General features: G+C 67.6%; 13 protein-coding genes. 3 read left to right on the top strand and 10 right to left on the bottom strand.

The window, feature by feature from the left end; genetic code table 11:
* Nucleotides 1-5: 5 nt before the first annotated feature.
* Nucleotides 6-1,166 (top strand): saccharopine dehydrogenase family protein, encoded by a 1,161-nt coding sequence (locus LLW23_RS14145; protein WP_228946137.1) that lies wholly within the window; start codon nt 6-8, stop codon nt 1,164-1,166.
* 16 nt (nt 1,167-1,182) lie between these two features.
* Here LLW23_RS14145 and LLW23_RS14140 read toward each other — a convergent pair whose 3' ends face one another.
* The 3 genes from LLW23_RS14140 to parE are packed head-to-tail and all read right to left on the bottom strand — an operon-like array spanning nt 1,183 to nt 5,849.
* Complete coding sequence (locus LLW23_RS14140) at nt 1,183-1,494, bottom strand: hypothetical protein (protein ID WP_228946136.1); 312 nt, start codon at nt 1,492-1,494, stop codon at nt 1,183-1,185.
* A gap of 2 nt (nt 1,495-1,496) precedes the next feature.
* Entirely contained in the window at nt 1,497-3,827 is a 2,331-nt protein-coding gene (locus LLW23_RS14135) for a ribonuclease R family protein (RefSeq protein ID WP_228946135.1), read from the bottom strand.
* A gap of 42 nt (nt 3,828-3,869) precedes the next feature.
* Nucleotides 3,870-5,849 (bottom strand): DNA topoisomerase IV subunit B, encoded by a 1,980-nt coding sequence (parE, locus tag LLW23_RS14130; RefSeq protein ID WP_228946134.1) that lies wholly within the window; start codon nt 5,847-5,849, stop codon nt 3,870-3,872.
* Nucleotides 5,850-6,000: 151 nt separating this feature from the next.
* On the opposite strand from parE, the gene LLW23_RS14125 reads away from it, so the two are divergent.
* A complete protein-coding gene (locus LLW23_RS14125) occupies nt 6,001-6,861 on the top strand; it encodes an outer membrane protein (RefSeq protein WP_228946133.1) in 861 nt (286 codons plus the stop codon).
* A gap of 167 nt (nt 6,862-7,028) precedes the next feature.
* On the opposite strand, the gene LLW23_RS14120 is transcribed toward LLW23_RS14125, so the two are convergent.
* Complete coding sequence (locus LLW23_RS14120) at nt 7,029-7,721, bottom strand: GcrA family cell cycle regulator (RefSeq protein ID WP_228946132.1); 693 nt, start codon at nt 7,719-7,721, stop codon at nt 7,029-7,031.
* Nucleotides 7,722-7,790: 69 nt separating this feature from the next.
* Here LLW23_RS14120 and LLW23_RS14115 point away from each other — a divergent pair, with 69 nt between their 5' ends.
* Nucleotides 7,791-8,642 (top strand): ABC transporter permease, encoded by an 852-nt coding sequence (locus tag LLW23_RS14115; protein ID WP_228946131.1) that lies wholly within the window; start codon nt 7,791-7,793, stop codon nt 8,640-8,642.
* A 109-nt stretch (nt 8,643-8,751) separates the two neighbouring features.
* Here LLW23_RS14115 and LLW23_RS14110 read toward each other — a convergent pair whose 3' ends face one another.
* From LLW23_RS14110 to LLW23_RS14085, 6 genes are all read right to left on the bottom strand, one after another.
* A complete protein-coding gene (locus LLW23_RS14110; RefSeq protein WP_228946130.1) occupies nt 8,752-9,930 on the bottom strand; it encodes a deoxyguanosinetriphosphate triphosphohydrolase in 1,179 nt (392 codons plus the stop codon).
* Nucleotides 9,927-12,161, bottom strand: a complete 2,235-nt coding sequence (locus tag LLW23_RS14105) for a tetratricopeptide repeat protein (RefSeq protein WP_228946129.1) — start codon at nt 12,159-12,161, stop codon at nt 9,927-9,929. The genes LLW23_RS14110 and LLW23_RS14105 overlap by 4 nt, the downstream gene beginning before the upstream one ends.
* Nucleotides 12,162-12,275: 114 nt before the next feature.
* Nucleotides 12,276-13,775 (bottom strand): cell division protein FtsZ, encoded by a 1,500-nt coding sequence (ftsZ, locus tag LLW23_RS14100; RefSeq protein WP_228946128.1) that lies wholly within the window; start codon nt 13,773-13,775, stop codon nt 12,276-12,278.
* Between the two features lie 108 nt (nt 13,776-13,883).
* Nucleotides 13,884-15,143: a cell division protein FtsA gene (gene ftsA, locus LLW23_RS14095; protein WP_228946127.1), complete on the bottom strand. Its 1,260-nt coding sequence runs from the start codon at nt 15,141-15,143 to the stop codon at nt 13,884-13,886.
* Nucleotides 15,144-15,177: 34 nt separating this feature from the next.
* A complete protein-coding gene (locus tag LLW23_RS14090) occupies nt 15,178-16,095 on the bottom strand; it encodes a cell division protein FtsQ/DivIB (protein WP_228946126.1) in 918 nt (305 codons plus the stop codon).
* Nucleotides 16,092-17,000 (bottom strand): D-alanine--D-alanine ligase, encoded by a 909-nt coding sequence (locus LLW23_RS14085; RefSeq protein WP_228946125.1) that lies wholly within the window; start codon nt 16,998-17,000, stop codon nt 16,092-16,094. The genes LLW23_RS14090 and LLW23_RS14085 overlap by 4 nt, the downstream gene beginning before the upstream one ends.
* Nucleotides 17,001-17,071: the final 71 nt, after the last annotated feature.

Raw genomic sequence — 17,071 nt, 5'->3', positions numbered from 1 at the left:
AGACAATGGCGACCGATTTCGACGTGATCGTCTATGGCGCGACCGGCTACACCGGGCGGCTCGTGGCGGAATATATCGCTGGGGCCTATCCGGAGGGCGTGCGCTGGGCGATGGCGGGACGCTCGCTAAGCAAGCTGGAGGAAGTCCGCACCGAAATGGGGATCGGCGCGCACGTGCCGCTGTTCACCGCCAATGCCGACGATCCCGCCTCGCTGCGCGCGATGTGCGCGCGGACGAGCGTGGTGATCTCGACCGTCGGGCCGTACCAGCTTTACGGCAGCGATCTGATCGCCGCCTGCGCCGCGACCGGGACGGCCTATGTCGACCTGTGCGGCGAGCCGGGCTGGATGCGCAAGATGATCGACGCGCATCATGAGGCGGCGAAGACGAGCGGCGCGCGGATCGTGTTTTCGTGCGGGTTCGATTCGATCCCGTTCGACCTTGGCGTGCTGACGCTGCAGGAGGAGGCTGTGAAGCGCTTCGGCCGGCCCGTGCCGCGCGTGAAGTGCCGCGTGCGCACGATGAAGGGTGGTTTCTCGGGCGGCACTGCGGCGAGCCTGAAGGCGACGCTGGCAGCGGCGGCGCGCGAGCCCTCGCTCGTGCCGCTGCTCGCGAGCCCGTTCGCGCTGACGCCGGGACACAAGGGGTCAAGCCAGCCGAGCGGGTTGCTGCCCGAATATGACGCTACGGTCGAATCATGGGTGGCGCCGTTCGTGATGGCGCCGATCAACACCAAGAACGTGCATCGCACCAACTTCCTGCTGGGCGGACGCTACGGCGACGATTTCGTCTATGACGAGATGGTCGTGACCGGGCTGGGCGAGATGGGCAAGGCAGCGGCGGAAGCGCTGGCGAAGCTGAACCCGTTCGCCGACAACAAGGGGCCGAGGCCAGGCGAAGGCCCCACGAAGGAGGAGCGCGAGGCGGGGCATTATGACGTGCTGTTCGCCGGGCTGATGCCGGATGGCACGCGGCTCGACGCGGTCGTCACGGGAGATCGCGATCCCGGCTATGGCTCGACGAGCAAGATGCTGGCGGAGAGCGCGCTTTGTCTCGTGCAGGATGTAACTGGCGAGGGCGGGATCTGGACGCCGGGGGCGCTGATGGGGACTGAGTTGCGGGCGCGGCTGGTGAAGAACGCTGGGATGACGTTTACCGCCGGGTGAGTGGCGCAGGCGGAGGCTATCGCCCGAAGGCGATCGCCCCCGCCGCCGCGAAGCCGGCCACTGCGATTGCGCCGAGCACCCGCGCCAGTTCTTCCTTGCGGAAATGGCCCAGGGCGCGCTCGTCGAGCCAATATTGACCTTCGGTCTCGGCGACGATGGCGCCGAACTTTACCATCCGCTCGAGCAGCCGCTTTTCGCCGCGGCCGGTCGGGGCGTAGGCAATCGCGCTTGCGGGCTTGAGCGCACCGCTAGAACGTAGCCGCTCGACGATGCGGTTCTGCGCGCGGGTGGAGTACCGCTCGGCAGTGCGTACCACGATGTTCGCCATTGCTACTTTCTCCGCCCCTGATGCCGAATATTGCCCGGTCGCCCGCGCCGCTTCAACTCACGCGGGCCGCGGTGATCACGATCGCCGCCTCGCGGCGGGCGGGCACCCTTGCCGTCGGGCAGCTCGTAGCGCAGCGCGCCCGAGACCGGGTTGGCCTCGGCGAGCCGCAGCTTGAGCCGCTGGCCGAGCGTATATTGCTCGCCGCTCGTTTCGCCGACGAGCCGTCGGCCGGCTTCGTCGAAGCGGAAATATTCGCCGCCCAGGTCGCTGATCGGCATCAGCCCGTCGCCGCCGACGCCCTCGACGGTGGCGAAGAAGCCGAAGTTCTGGATGCCGGTGATCCGCGCATCGACGATCTCGCCGACGCGGTGCGAGAGGAACGCAGCAACATAGCGGTCGATCGTCTCGCGCTCGGCCTCCATCGCGCGGCGTTCGAGCTTGCTGATCGTCTCGCCGAGCCGCTCGAAATCCTCGTCGCCGTTGAGCCCGCCCGGACCGAGCGCATAGCTGCTGGTCAGCGCGCGATGCACCAGCAGATCGGCGTAGCGGCGGATCGGCGAGGTGAAGTGCGCGTAGGAGCCGAGCGACAGGCCGAAATGGCCGTGGTTGCCGGGGCCGTAATAGGCCTGGGTCTGCGAGCGGAGGATCTGCTCCATCACTTGCGGGCGGAAATCGGCGTCGCCGATGCGTTCGATGATGTGGTTGAAGGTTGCCGGCTTGATCACCTGGCCGAGCGCGAAGGGCGCATCGAAGGTTTCGAGATATTCTTTCAGCGCGACCAGCTTCTCGCGCGCGGGCGGCTCGTGAATTCGGTACATTACCGGCGCCTTCTTCGCCTCGAGCGCCTTGGCGGCGGCGACGTTGGCGGCGATCATGTAATCCTCGACGACGCGGTGGGCGTCGAGCCGCTCGCGGGGGGCGACCGATAGCAAGCGGCCCTTTTCGTCGAGCGCGACCTGGCGTTCGGGGAGATCGAGCGCGAGCGGTTCACGCTTGTCGCGCGCGGCAAGGAGCGCGGCCCAGCAGGCCCAGAGGTTACGGAGGGCGGCAGCGATCTCCCTCTCCCCGCCTGCGGGGAGAGGGTCGGGGAGAGGGGCAGTCACGAGCGCGCCCGCTTGTGGCTCTTCCCCTCCACCACCGGCTTCGCCGGCGGTCCCCCTCCCCGAGCGAAGCTCGGGGAGGATGCCGTCGATCATCGCCTGTGCGTCTTCATAGGCGATGTTTGCCGCGATCCGCACCGTGGCGCGGGTGAAGCGCCACGACTTGAGGGTGCCCGCCTTCGTGACTTGCATGTGGCAGGCGAGCGCGGCGCGATCGACGCCTTCCTTGAGCGAACACACGTCCGCCGACAGCACCTCGGGCAGCATCGGCACGACGCGATCGGGGAAGTAGACCGAATTGCCGCGGCGCCGCGCCTCGCGGTCGAGCGCGCTGCCGGGGCGGACGTAGAAGCTGACGTCGGTGATGGCGACGATAGCGCGCCAGCCGCCTTCGTTGGCGGGATCGTCATCGGGCGCGGCCCAGATCGCGTCGTCGTGATCGCGCGCATCGGCGGGGTCGATCGCGACGATCGGCAGGTGCGTGAGATCCTCGCGTCCCTCGCCGAGCGGCTGCCGTGCCATGCGTGCCGCCTCGGCCAGCGTCTCTTCTTCAAAGACGTGCGGGATTTCGTGGCGGTGGATCGCGATCAGCGAGAAGCTGCGCGGCGCGAACGGGTCGCCGAGCCGCTCGATCACCTTTGCGGTAATCCGCGGCGGGCGGCCGGCGCGTTCGGCCAGCACGAGATCGCCCGCCTGCGCGCCGCCCGCGTCGGACACGGCATATTCGCGCCGCTCCTTCTTCTCGACGCCCTGGAGCCAGAGCCGATCCCCCTCCCCGCGCAGCACGCCGATCATCTGCTCGGCCGAGGGCGCGAGCGCCTTCATCGGGTGCGCGATCCAGCCGTTCCCGGCCTCCTCGGTGCGCGCGAGGACCCGCGTGCCGACGCCGAGTTCGCCGCGCTTGCGCTCGCGCACGCGGATTCGCGGCGGCGGGACGTCGGCTTCCCAGCGCTCGGGCACAGCCCAGATCGTGCCATTGTCGTCGACATCGACGATGCGCAGCACCGTCACCTTGGGCACGCCGCCCATCTTGTGGAAGGCGCGACCCGGCGCGCTGTCGATCAGCCCTTCATCGGCCATGTCCTTGAGCAGCGCCTTCAGCGCGATCTTGTCCTGCGCGCTCAGCCCGAAGGCGCGCGCGATCTCGCGCTTGCCGGCGGGCGTATCGCTGGTGGTGATGAATTCGATGATCTGTTCGCGGCTCGGCAGCCCGGCCTTCGGCTTGTGCATCATGCGTAGATAGGCACTTCTCCCGGCGCGGTCACCCGCCCGGGATCACGCGTCGATCGTTTCCTCGTCCATCCGCGCCGCATTCTCCTGAATAAAGGCGAAGCGGTGCGCAGGGTTGGTGCCCATCAGGCGATCGACGAGATCCTTCACGCCGGCGCGCTCTTCATATTCCTGCGGCAGCGTGATGCGGATCATGCTGCGTGTCTTGGGATCCATCGTCGTCTCGCGCAGCTGCGCCGGGTTCATCTCGCCCAACCCCTTGAAGCGCGACACCTCGACCTTCTTGCCCTTGAATGCGGTGCGTTCGAGCTCGGCGCGATGCGCGTCGTCGCGCGCGTAGAGCGACTTGGCGCCGACCGTCAGCCGGTAGAGCGGCGGCTGGGCGAGATAGAGGTGTCCGCGGCGGACGAGCTCGGGCATTTCCTGGAAGAAGAAGGTCATCAGCAGCGTCGCGATATGCGCGCCGTCGACATCGGCGTCAGTCATGATGACGATGCGTTCGTAGCGCAGATTATCGGGCTGGCAGTCCTTGCGCGTACCGCAGCCCAATGCCTGGCCGAGATCGGCGATTTCCTGGTTGGCGAAGATCTTCGCGCTGGTCGCGGAGGCGACGTTGAGGATCTTGCCGCGGATCGGCAGGATCGCCTGCGTCTTGCGGTCACGCGCCTGTTTGGCGCTGCCGCCGGCGCTGTCGCCTTCGACGATGAACAATTCGGTGCCGGCGGGCGCGTTCGCCGAACAATCGGTGAGCTTGCCGGGCAGCCGCAGCTTGCGCGCCGACGTGGCAGTCTTGCGCTTGACGTCGCGCTCTTCCTTGCGGCGGAGGCGATCGTCCATCCGCTCCAGCACATAGCCGAGCAGCGCCTTGCCGCGATCCATGTTGTGCGACAGGAAATGATCGAAATGGTCGCGAACGGCTTTCTCGACCATGCCGGCGGCCTCGGGCGAGGTCAGCCGGTCCTTCGTCTGCGACTGGAATTGCGGTTCACGGATGAACACCGACAGCATCAGTTCGCTGCCGGCCATCACGTCGTCCGCGGTCAGATCCTTGACGCGCTTGTCCTTCACCAACTCGCCGAAGGTTCGCAGGCCGCGGACCAGCGCCTGGCGCAGGCCCTGTTCGTGCGTGCCGCCGTCGGGCGTCGGGATGGTGTTGCAATACCAGCTGTAGCTGCCGTCGGACCATAATGGCCACGCGACCGCCCATTCCACTCGCCCTGCATCCCCCGGGAAATCCTGCGATCCGGCGAAGAAATCCGCAGTCGCGCAGTCGCGCCCGGCGATCTGCTCGCGCAGATAATCGGCGAGGCCGCCGGGGAATTGGAACACGGCCTCGGCCGGCATATCGTCCGTGATCAGTTCGGGCGCGCATTTCCAGCGGATCTCGACGCCGGCGAAGAGATAGGCCTTCGATCGCGCGAGCCGGTGCAACCGGGCGGGCTTGAAGTGCAGTTCCGGCCCGAAGATCTCCTCGTCGGGGGTGAACGCGACCGAGGTGCCACGTCGGTTGGGCGCCGCGCCGACGGTTTCGAGCGGCCCCAGCGTCAGCCCGCGCGAGAAACGCTGGCGGTAAAGCTGCCGATCGCGCGCGACCTCGACGACGGTATCCGACGACAGCGCATTCACCACCGATACGCCGACGCCATGCAGGCCGCCCGACGTCGCATAGGCCTTTCCGGCGAACTTGCCGCCCGAGTGAAGCGTCGAAAGGATCACTTCGAGCGCGCTCTTGTCTGGGAACTTGGGGTGCGGATCGACGGGAATGCCGCGCCCGTTGTCGACGACCGTCAGGCGATTGCCGGGCTCCAGCGTCACTTCGATCCGTGTCGCATGGCCCGCGACCGCTTCGTCCATCGCATTGTCGAGCACCTCGGCGGCGAGGTGATGCAGCGCGCGCTCGTCAGTGCCGCCGACGTACATGCCGGGGCGGCGGCGAACCGGTTCCAGACCCTCCAGAACCTCGATCGAAGATGCATCGTAACTGGTCGCCGGCGTGGCGGTTCGGAACAGATCGGGATCGGCCATCTACCATCCATAGCGCGAGCGCGGCTGAAGGCGAACTGTTGCATTGCGGCAACGGTTCACGGTTGAAACTGATCGAGATCGTGTCGCGGTGCATCCTTCCCGCTCGGGCACCGTTTCTCTGGCTAACCCCAACGACAAAGGTTTGCGTTATATGAAGCCCTTACTGCTTGCCGCCATCGCCGGTGCGATGATCGCCCCCGCCGTTTCCGCGCAGGACATGGCCGAAGACACCGGTTTTTCGGGCATCTACATCGGCGGCGCCGGCGGGTACGACGTGCAGGGCAACGATGTCGGCTCGTCGATCCTGTTCGATCGCAACCTCGACGGCCGCTTCGGTGACACCGTGACCACGGCGACCGGCGCGAACGCGTTCGGCACCCCGGCCGGCGGCTTCTGCAATGGCAGCACGCGCGCCGCGACCTCGCCGACCAGCGCGGTGCCTGCTGGCTGCCGCAACGACGATGACGGCTGGGCGTATTACGGCCGCGTCGGTGCTGACTATCAGCGCGGCAAGATCGTCGTCGGTATCGTCGGCGAGTTCGGCAAGAGCGAGATCACCGACAGCGTGACCGCTTTCTCGACCACGCCAGCATCGTATGTGATGACGCGCTCGATCGACTGGGAAGCATCGGCACGTGGCCGTATCGGCTTTACGCCGAACAACTCGACGCTGTTCTACGGCACGTTCGGCCCGGGCTATGCGCGCATCGATCGTGAGTTCTACACGACCAACACGGCCAACGGCTTTGCCGCCAGCGGCAAGCGCAATCAGTTCGGCATCACCGGTGGTGGCGGCGTCGAGCAGAAGCTCGGGCGCAACTTCTCGATCGGCCTCGAGTATATGTTCCATCAGTACAAGGACGACGACTTCCGCGTGCGTTCGGGCAATTCGGGCACCACGCCTGCTAGCAACCCGTTCCTGCTCGGCAATACGAGCGGCACGGACTTCCGTCGCAGCGACGACAAGTTCCGCTGGCACTCGATGCGCGCAACGGCAGCGTTCCGCTTCTGATTAGAAGCAAGGCGGTCAGGCAGAGAGTATCGCCTGACCGCAGTTTGTTTGAAATACCTTCAGGCCGGCCTCGCGAGAGGTCGGCCTGAAGTGTTTTTGCAGCTAGAATTTACGCCTGATGGATGCGCGAGTGCGTGACCCTAATCCCGTCAGCGATCGAGCACTTTTTAGCGTGCTCGCGGACCGCCGAACGGCAGCGGTGGTGCGCGACGATCGCGCCGTGGCAACTGCGCCTGATACGCGTGCCCGCAATGCGCGACGCAATAGGGGAACCCCGGGTTCACCTTGTCGCCGCAGAAATGGAAGTCGGGCTCACCGGGATGGCCGAGTGGCCATTTGCAGACCTTGTCGCTGAGTTCGAGCAGGCTCGTCTTGCCGGCGATCTCGGCCGAAGGCTTCGCCGGAACCAAGCGCCGGGGCGGTGCCGGCGTGCTAGGCGGCTGCTGCTCGCCAGGCGCCTGCCGCACGAAGCCGCCGGGGCCGACGGAGCGCACCATGCGGGCCTGCTCGACCGACCGTTCCGGTTCCAGCTGCGTCGTGATCGTGATCGGCTTGTGCTCTGACGAATAATGGAACGCGGACGGCGCCGGCGCCGCGGGGGGCGGCGCCACGACCACTTCTTCGGGTGGCGGAGGTGATGGCTCGGGCGGCGGCGCGGCAACCGCGATGGGCGCGGGCGCGGCCTTTACCTCTTCCTTGGGCACGACCGGCGACGGGCGCGCCTGCAGCCCCAAGCGATGCGCCTTGCCAATCACGGCATTGCGGCTGACGCCACCCAGCGCCTCGGCGATCTGGCTGGCGGTCTGGCCGCCTTCCCACATCTTGCGCAGGGTTTCGATCCGTTCGTCGGTCCAGGACATGGGCCAGTCGTTCCTTATGCTCTTGGCGCCGGTTGCGGCGGGCGACGGCAGCGACTACGCGAAGTCGCGATGAGCAGCCACCCCCCGATCGGGCACGATCAATCGTTGATCAGGAGCGCGCCTGGCGTGCCGACGATCCGGAACGTCAATTGGGGCGGCCTGAAGACGCTCTATGTGAAGGAGGTGCGCCGGTTCTTCAAGGTGCAGCTCCAGACGATCTGGGCGCCGGCGATGACGACGCTGCTGTATCTCATCATCTTTACCGTAGCGCTGGGTGGTCGCAGCGCCGTATATATCGGTGGCGAGACCGTCGCGTTCGCCGATTTTGTGGCGCCGGGCCTGATCGTGATGGGCATGCTTAACAACGCGTTCGCCAACGCGAGCTTCTCGCTGCTGGTCGGCAAGATCCAGGGCACGATCGTCGATTATCTGATGCCGCCACTGTCGACCGCCGAACTGCTGGCCGCGCTGGTCGGCGGCGCGGTGACGCGCGCGTTCCTGGTGGGTGCGACGGTGTGGCTGGCAATGATGCTGTGGCCCGGCGTGAATGTGATCCCGGCGCACCCGCTCGCGGTACTATGGTTCGGGCTGCTCGGATCGGTGTTCCTCGCGCTGATCGGGCTGCTGACATCGATCTGGGCGGAGAAATTCGACCATGCCGCCGCGGTGACGAATTTCGTCGTCGCGCCGCTGACCTTGCTATCGGGCACCTTCTATTCGGTCGAGCGGCTCTCGCCGATGTTTCAGGCGGTGAGCCACGCGAACCCGTTCTTCTACATCATCTCGGGCTTTCGCTACGGCTTCCTCGGCATTGCCGATTCACCGGTGGCGCTGGGTAGCCTCGTGATCCTGGCGATCGACGTGGTGCTGGGGGTGACGTGCTATATGCTGCTGAAGCGTGGGTGGCGGCTGAAGAACTAGACTAGGCCCTGTCACCCCGGGCTTGACCCGGGGTCCCGCTGCCTCTGACCACGCGGAAGAAGAAGCGGGACCCCGGGTCAAGGCCGGGGTGACGGAAATTAGATTTGGCTCAGAACCCCTCGGGCAGCGTGACAGGGCCGACGACGCGGAGATATTCGCGCACAGCGTAGCGGTCGGTCATTCCGGCGACATAGTCCGCGATGTGGCGGCTGAGGCACGGCTCTTCGGTCGGCAGGCGTTCGCGCCATTCTTCGGGGAGCGTCGCGGGATCGTTGCGAAACGCCGCGAACAGGCCGGCGACCACCTGATGCGCCGCCGCTGCGGCCTCGAGCTGGCGCGGGTGGTGGTACAAATTGGCGTACATGAAGCGCTTCAGATCGCGCTCGGCGACGCGCATCTCGTCCGAGAAGCTGACGAGCGCGTGGCCCGCGGCGCGAACGTCGGCGACGGTTTCAATCCGGGCGTCAGCGATTCGGCGGCGGGTCTCGTCGATCAGGTCGTTCACCATCACGCCGATCTGGCTGCGGACCAGTTCACGCGCTTGCCGCCGTTCGCTTACATCCGGGAATGCGGCGCGCACGCCGGCCCAGCCGCGCGCGACGAGCGGCACCGCGAGCAATTGCGACACATCGAGCAGCCCGGCGCGCAAGCCATCGTCGATATCGTGATTGTCATAGGCGATGTCGTCGGCGAGCGCAGCGACCTGCGCCTCGAGGCTGGCCCAGCCGTTCAGTTCGAGCGCAGCGTCGGCATCGGCCTCCGCCAGCGCCCAACCGGGATGGCGCGCCGGGCCGTTGTGTTTGGCTAGACCCTCGAGTGTTTCCCACGTCAGGTTGAGGCCGTCGAAGCGCGGATAGGCGCGCTCGATCCGCATCAGCGTGCGCAGCGTATGGCCGTTGTGGTCGAACCCCCCTGCCCCCGCCATCGCGGCCTTCAGCGCATCCTCACCGGCGTGGCCGAACGGCGGGTGGCCGATGTCGTGCGCGAGGCACAAGGCTTCGGTCAGATCCTCGTTGAGGCCGAGTGCGCGCGCGATCGTGCGGCCGATCTGCGCCACTTCGAGGCTGTGCGTCAGGCGGACGCGGAAGTGATCGCCGTCGGGCGCCAGGAACACCTGCGTCTTGTGGCGCAGGCGACGGAAGGCGATCGAGTGCACGATGCGGTCGCGATCACGCTGATAGGCGTCACGCGGGCCGCGCTCGACACCGGCGCTGGACTTGCTTTGTTCTTCGTGAAGGCGACCTTTGCTGCGTGCCGGGTCCGAAGCCCAGGACGCAAGCACCGTCACTTATCGGTGAGCTTCGTCATTTTCTGGCCCTTCTCGCTGGTGAAGGTGAAGGCCGAAACGCCCTGTTTGGCGAGCGTGTTGACGAAGGTTCGTGCCTCCGCATCGGTCTTGAACGGGCCAGTGACGACGCGGTTTGTGGCGCGCAGCGGGGTCGAATACGCCGCCTTGCCGTTGAGCGCGGCGGCCTTGGATTTGGCCGAGGCCCAGGCCTTGGGGAGATCGCGTTCGTTCGCGCCGCCGGCGACCTGCACCCAGATGCGTGGCGGATCGGTCTTGGCGATCCGGGCCTCCTCCACCGCCTTCTTCGCGTCGGCCGCCTTCTTTGTGTCGGCAGCCTTCTTCTCGGCCGCGAGCTTGCGCTCCGCGGCGACCTTCTTGGGGTCGGGCTTGGCGGGTTTCTCGGTAGTGGCTGCGACCTGATCGGGCTTTGTGCTGCTTGCCTTTGGCTTGGCTTCCTTCGGCGCGGTCTTCGCGGCCGTCTCGACAGGCTTGCGCGTGGCTGCTTCGGCCGCGCGCGCGGCCTGCGCGGTGCGGGCAGTTTCGGCGGCGCGGCGTGCGGTTTCGGCGGAGGCGATGCTTTCGGCCGTGGCGATCGACGTGCCCGGCTCGGGCGTCGGCGGCTGCGGGCGGACCGGCGCCACGCCCAGCTCCGCCGCAGGGATGGAAATGCCAGACATGATCCGGGCGAGGATGGAATCCTCGCTCATTCGCGGCGCTACCGGGGTCGGCTCGGCAGGCGCTGCGGCGGCGACAGTCTGCGACGTGGCGGAGGGCGCGACGGTGCTCGGGCCGCCGGTCGCTTGCGAGGGGACGTTCGGGACGGTGACGGCGGTCGCGACCGTCGTCGGCGGCACACTGGGGGGGGGCGTTGCAGCAACACTCGCGGCTGGCGACGGCGTAGTCGTCGGCAGGGTGGATGCGGCTGCTACGGACGTCAGCGGTGCAGCTTGCGGGCTAGTCGGCGCCAGCGAGGAGAATCCGGGCTGCGGCAGCGGCCGGGCGACGCTCGCTACAGTCGATGCGGGGGTCGGCTCGCGCGGCGGAGGTCCAGAGATCGCGACCGAAGCGGGCGCGGGCGACGGGGCGGCGGGCGGCGGACTGGCTGACGCGACCGCCACGGCGGCGGGCGGCGGTGCTGGCGTTGGCGTTGGCAGGGTCTGTACGACGGCACGCGGGGGGGCAAAACTGACGCCGCCGCCGTACCGTGGCGGTTGAAGCGCGGCGGCTGTGTCAGCGGCGACGCTCGGCGGTGTTGCGCTGGCAAGCACGACCGGCGCCGGATCGCGACGGCCGCGGCGCGCGCGCGCCTGCTGGCGGGCGAGCGCGCGCTGACGGACAGCCTCTTCGCGTAGCCGCTGGCGCTCGCGCCGGGGATCGGCCGCACGCGGGGGTGCGACCGCTGCGACCTGCGTCGCGCGTGGTTCGGGCGCGAGCACCGGGAGTGGTGGCGCCATGCGTGCGTCCGCCAACCGCTGCGGCGAGGCGCGCAGCTCGCCGAAATGCACTGCGAACGCGCGATCGATCGGCGGCAAAGTGACCAACCGGCTGAAGAAGGGCGCAAGCGCAGTGCCCATGCCGGGCGGCATCATCGTGGCGGCGATCTTCTCGGCGCCGGGGACATCACCGTTCATTGCAAGGACAAAGGCGCGGATTCGCCAGGCGCTACGATCGTTGCGTCGGACCTGAGCGTCGATCTCCGACAATGCCTCATCGCGCTTGCCCGAGATGCCGAGCGAAAGTGCGTAACGGCGTTCGACCTCGTCATTGCGGCTGAGCTTCAGCGCCACGCGATAGTCGCGCTGCGCCCGCTCCTGCTCGCCGATCAGATCGTAAGCGAGCGCGCGATCGCCGGCGAACGAGGCGGGATCGAGGCCATAGCCAGTCGCTTGGTCGAAATAGCGCAGCGCCTCGCCGGGCCGCTGCTGAGTGACGAGGATGCGCGCCATCCCCGCCTTGACGCGGCCATTCATCGGATCGACCATCTCGGCGCGCTTGAACAACGCCGCGGCGGCATTGACGTCGCCGAGCCGGAGCGACAACTCCCCCGCCTCAATCAGTGCGGACAGATCACGTGGGTTCGCACCCAGCCGGCGCATCGCCGCCGCGAGCGCATCGGCATCGGGCGTTGGCCGTGGGACCATCTGGAGCGGCTGGCCGGAATAGCTTTGCGCCAGCGCAGTCGGCGCGCCGGCCAGCGCGACGGCGAGGATCAAGGGACGGGTAATCAACATGGGCAATGATTACTTAGGGTAAGGCGCGATCGACCGGCAATGCGCCGCGCGCGGGCAAGCGCCAAGCCGGACGGGAGGGCCGACGAATGCCGGCCACCCCGCCCGCGCGCTCGCTTACTGGTTGTTCTGGCGGTGCAGGAAACGCGGGATGTCGAGCGAATCCTTGCTTTCTTCCTCGTCGCCGCGCGCCGCGCCGCGCGAGGCGTTCTGCATCCGCTCGAACAGCGTGCCGCCGAGCTTCACGCGCGGCTGCGGTGGCACGTCTTCCGGCGGAGCCTCGGCGCCGCCCGACAGCCAGCGACGACGCGGTGCCTCGGCGGGGGTTTCTTCCTCGCCAAAGACGCGCGACTTGGCGGCCGGTGCTGGCGTTTCGGGAACGATCGTGTCCGAGCCGAGCAGCAATTCGTCGCCATCCGCCTCGTCTTCGACAGCGCGTGCTGCCGGTGCCGGATGAACCTCGGGCTGCTTGCCTGGCGCAGGCACGCCCGCTGCCATTGCGCCGGCGGCGGCGCCGCTCGGCTGCGGTGCTTCGGGAGCCGGCGGCGTAGCAGCGGCGGTAGGCGCTGCCGCAGCAGGCGTCTCGATGCGGCGCGGGGCGGAGAAGCTGAAGGCGCGGGCCGGCTCGGCCGCTGGCGCTTCGGTGCGCTCGACTGCCTCTATACCCGTTGCGACCACCGACACGCGGATGCGGCCTTCGAGATCGGGGTTGAATGCCGAACCCCAGATGATGTTCGCATCGGGATCGACCAGCTCGCGGATGTGGTTCGCGGCCTCGTCGACTTCGAGCAGGCGCATGTCCTCGCCGCCGGTGATCGAGATGATGACGCCCTTGGCGCCCTGCATCGACACGCCGTCGAGCAGCGGGTTGGCGATCGCCTTCTGCGCTGCGACGAGCGCGCGGTCGTCGCCGTCGGCCTCGCCGGTGCCCATCATCGCCTTGCCCATCTCCTGCATCACCGAACGCACGTCGGCGAAATCGAGGTTGATGAGGCCGGGCATGACCATCAGATCGGTGATGCCGCGCACGCCCTGCTGCAGCACTTCGTCGGCCAGCTCGAACGCCTGCTTGAAGGTGGTGTTGGCGTTGGCGATCAGGAACAGGTTCTGGTTCGGGATCACGATCAGCGTATCGACGAACTTCTGCAGCTCCTCGATGCCCTGGTCGGCCGACTTGGAGCGGCGCGCGCCTTCGAAGGCGAATGGCTTCGTCACGACGCCGACCGTCAGGATGCCCATGTCACGCGCCGCCTTGGCGATGACCGGTGCGGCGCCGGTGCCCGTGCCGCCGCCCATGCCGGCGGCGATGAAGCACATGTGGGCGCCTTCGAGCAGCTTCGAGACGGATTCGATCGTCTCTTCTGCGGCGGCGCGGCCGATCTCGGGCCGGCTGCCGGCGCCGAGACCTTGCGTGATCTTCGCGCCGAGCTGGATCTTCTGCGGCGCGATCGACTGTTTCAGCGCCTGCGCGTCAGTATTCGCCACGAGGAAGCTGACGCCCTGCACGTCTGCGCGCATCATGTTGGCAATCGCGTTGCCACCTGCGCCGCCCACGCCGATCACCGCAATTCGCGGGGTCAACTCATCCACCTCGGGTGCAATGAATTCGATGCCCATCGCCAATATACTCCATCATTCCGGGCGCGAAACACTGGCCCGCCATCGCCATTAAACTTAGTGCAACATTGCTACGCTACGTGCCAGCCGAAAAGCAGGCGTCGCGAATCAATAATTGGCCTTCGCCGCCTGGAACAACCGCCTGAGCGCGGTAAATCCCTTTTGGCGCACCACCATCTGCTGTTGCGGCACTAGCCCACGCAGATCTACCGGATCGGACGCTGCGAAAAAGGCGAGCCCGGCGAGCGTCGCGAAGCCCGGCCCGGAATGCGCATCGGGCAGCCCGGTCAGCCCGCGCGGCCGACCGACGCGCACCGAGCGGCCGAGCACTTGCTGCGCGTAATCGGCGATGCCCTTGAGTTCCGCGCCACCCCCGGTGAGCACCACCTGACGCCCGACCGGGCCTTCGAACTTCAGCTCCTTCAGCGCGCGCTGGATCTCGACCATAAGATGTTCAAGCCGCGTGCGGATCACCGCGATCAGCGCCGCCTTGGTGATCTGCAGCGGATCGGCGTCGTCATCGTTCGCGCCGGGCCTGATCGTGACCATCTCGTGATTGTCGCGCGGGGAAGCGTTGGCCGAGCCGTGGAAGCATTTCATCCGCTCCGCCTGCCCGCGGGTGGTGCCAAAGGCGGAGGCGATGTCGTCGGTGATGTCGCACGATCCCATCGCGAGCGACTTGAGCCCGACGAGCATGCCGCCGGCGAACAGCGACACGTTGGTGATCCCCGCGCCGATCTCGACCAGTGCGACGCCGAGATCGCGTTCCTCTTCGCTGAGGCAGGCGAGCCCGGTCGCGACCGGCGAGGCGATGATCGACTTCACCTCGAGATGCGCCGAGCGCACCGTCAGGTCGAGGTTACGGACCGGCGAGCCGTCGGCGGCGATGACATGGATGTGGACACCGAGCCGGTCGGCGTGGAGCCCGAGCGGCTTCTTCACACCGGTGAGGCCGTCGAGGGTGTAGAGCGCCGGCTGCGCGTGCAGCACCATGCGGCCCTGCGGGTCGATTGCCTGGCGCCCTTCCTGCAACAGTGCGTCGATATCCTGCTGCTCGATGCGGTGGCCGTTCAATTCGACTTCGATGAAGGCCTCGTCGCTGACAAGCCCGCCGGCAGAGAAGCCCGCCCAGACGTTCTCGATGTTGAGGCCAGCGATCCGCTCGGCCTGCGCCACCGCCTCGCGCACCGCGACCTCAGTGACTGCCATATCGGCGATATAGCCGCGCTTCACGCCCTTCGATTCGCGCTGGCCGGTGCCGAGCACGATCAGCTCGCCCCCGTCGCCGCGCTGCGCGATCATCGCCGACACCTTCGATGTCCCGATATCGAGTGCGGTGATCAACCCTTCCGGTGCTGCTTTCGCCATTGCTTGTCCCCCATATTCTGCCCCGTCGTGTCGTCTACGCGTCGCCCACCCGCGCCAGTCGTTCCGGATCGATCGCGGCGCCGCTGCCGTCGTCGGGCACCTGATGTTCCAGATCCGCACCCGGCTTGCGCGCCACCAGCTTCGCCGGATCGCGCATGTCGAAGCGCAGCCAGCCCTTGCCGAGCAGCGCACGCGAGCCGTCGAGCTGCGCGAACCGCACCAGCGCCGCCGCTGCGCCATCCTGCGGCAGTGCAAGCGTCTCGCCGGTATCAAAGGTCAAATCCCAGCGCCGGTTGCCGACCCAGGTTGCCGCCTTCACGCGTGGCTTGAGCGCTGGCGCCGCCGCAAGCAAGCGCTGATAGGCGGCTTCCTGCCGATCCGCGCCCGGCCCGATCACCAGCGGGAGATCGGGCATGCGATCGCGGTCGACCGTCTCAAGCGGCACGCCCTTGGCGTCGATCAGCGTCAGATTGCCGCCATTCTGCCAGATCGCCGCCGGCTCGCGCTCAACGATGTGGATCAGCAGGCGATCGGGCAACCGGCGCGAGACATAGGCGTCCGAAACCCAGCCGTAGGCGAGCAGCCGTTCGCGGATCTGCGTCAGGTCGACGCGCAGCATGGCGTTGGGCTGATCCTCGAGCGCCACGGCGTAAACCGTCTCGCGGTTCATCCGCTTGAGCCCAGTAATGTCGACCTGCTCGACGCGCAGGCCGAGCTGACCGCTGCTATCGGCGACCGCGGTGCCGATCGTCGCCGGCACGCCGAACCACGACGCGGTGACGATCGCCGCTCCGCCCGCAAGGCCGAGGATCGTCCACGTCACCGCCTTGCGCAGTACCGCCTCGCTGACCGGCATGCGCGCGATCATGCGGTCGCCGAACGAGGTCTTAGGCGGCTGGCGGCGCACGGTGGGGCGGCGTGCTGGCCCCTCGCGCTTCATCGTCCGGCTCATGTCAGCGCCTCTCCCCGCATTGCTTCGTCGACGATCGCCTGCACCAGCGCGGGATAGCTCATGCCGATATGTCGCGCCTGTTCGGGCACGAGGCTGAGCGGCGTCATGCCCGGCTGGGTATTGACCTCGAGCAGGAACAGCCCATCGACGCCGCGCTCGTCATCCCAGCGGAAATCGGAGCGGCTGCAGCCCTTGCAGCCGAGCAAGCGGTGCGCCTGGAGCGCGATCGCCTTGCAAGCATCGGTAATCTCGCCGGGCACCGGCGCGGGGAAGATATGGTCGGTCAGGCCGTCGGTATATTTGGCGTCGTAATCGTACCAGCCCGATTTCGGGCGAAGCTCGGTGACGCCGAGCGCGGTCTGCCCGAGCACCGCGGTGGTCAGTTCGCGGCCGCGGATATAGGGCTCGGCGAGCAGTTCGTCGAACTCCTGCCACGGGCCTGTCGCATCGCGGCTGATCGGATTGCCGTAATTGCCCTCATTGGTGACGATCGCGACGCCGACCGACGAGCCTTCGTTGACCGGTTTCAGCACATACGGCCGGGTCAGCGGATCACCGGCGTACAGTTCCTCGCTCGCGACGATCCGCCCGCCCGGCATCGGGACGCCCTGCGGGACGAGCGCCTGCTTGGTCAGCACCTTGTCGATCGCGATGACCGAGGTGGCGAGACCGCTGTGGGTGTAGCGCAGCCCCATGATGTCCAGCAGGCCCTGGATCGACCCATCCTCGCCCGGCGTGCCGTGCAGCGCGTTGAAGACGAGGTCGGGCCTGGCCTCGGCGAGCCGGGCGGCGACGTCACGGTCCATGTCGATCCGCGTGACGCGGTGGCCGAGCGATTCCAGCGCCTCGGCGATGCCGGCGCCCGAGGTGAGCGAGACCTCGCGCTCGGCGGACCAGCCGCCCATGAGGGCGACGATGTGGAGGGAACGAATAGCCCTCTCCCCTTCAGGGGAGAGGGTTGGGAGAGGGGGCGTGT

This window comes from Sphingomonas radiodurans (genome assembly GCF_020866845.1).
Lineage (GTDB): Bacteria > Pseudomonadota > Alphaproteobacteria > Sphingomonadales > Sphingomonadaceae > Sphingomonas > Sphingomonas radiodurans.
This window is presented reverse-complemented; position numbering and strand designations above follow the sequence as displayed.

What these genes read in the sequence shown, in the direction of transcription:
- LLW23_RS14145 (WP_228946137.1), top strand. Translation starts at nt 6, where the DNA reads ATGGCGACCGATTTCGACGTGATCGTCTATGGCGCGACCGGCTACACC.
- LLW23_RS14140 (WP_228946136.1), bottom strand. Translation starts at nt 1,494, where the DNA reads ATGGCGAACATCGTGGTACGCACTGCCGAGCGGTACTCCACCCGCGCG.
- LLW23_RS14135 (WP_228946135.1), bottom strand. Translation starts at nt 3,827, where the DNA reads ATGATGCACAAGCCGAAGGCCGGGCTGCCGAGCCGCGAACAGATCATC.
- parE (WP_228946134.1), bottom strand. Translation starts at nt 5,849, where the DNA reads ATGGCCGATCCCGATCTGTTCCGAACCGCCACGCCGGCGACCAGTTAC.
- LLW23_RS14125 (WP_228946133.1), top strand. Translation starts at nt 6,001, where the DNA reads ATGAAGCCCTTACTGCTTGCCGCCATCGCCGGTGCGATGATCGCCCCC.
- LLW23_RS14120 (WP_228946132.1), bottom strand. Translation starts at nt 7,721, where the DNA reads ATGTCCTGGACCGACGAACGGATCGAAACCCTGCGCAAGATGTGGGAA.
- LLW23_RS14115 (WP_228946131.1), top strand. Translation starts at nt 7,791, where the DNA reads ATGAGCAGCCACCCCCCGATCGGGCACGATCAATCGTTGATCAGGAGC.
- LLW23_RS14105 (WP_228946129.1), bottom strand. Translation starts at nt 12,161, where the DNA reads ATGTTGATTACCCGTCCCTTGATCCTCGCCGTCGCGCTGGCCGGCGCG.
- ftsZ (WP_228946128.1), bottom strand. Translation starts at nt 13,775, where the DNA reads ATGGGCATCGAATTCATTGCACCCGAGGTGGATGAGTTGACCCCGCGA.
- ftsA (WP_228946127.1), bottom strand. Translation starts at nt 15,143, where the DNA reads ATGGCGAAAGCAGCACCGGAAGGGTTGATCACCGCACTCGATATCGGG.
- LLW23_RS14090 (WP_228946126.1), bottom strand. Translation starts at nt 16,095, where the DNA reads ATGAGCCGGACGATGAAGCGCGAGGGGCCAGCACGCCGCCCCACCGTG.
- LLW23_RS14085 (WP_228946125.1), bottom strand. Translation starts at nt 17,000, where the DNA reads ATGGGCGGCTGGTCCGCCGAGCGCGAGGTCTCGCTCACCTCGGGCGCC.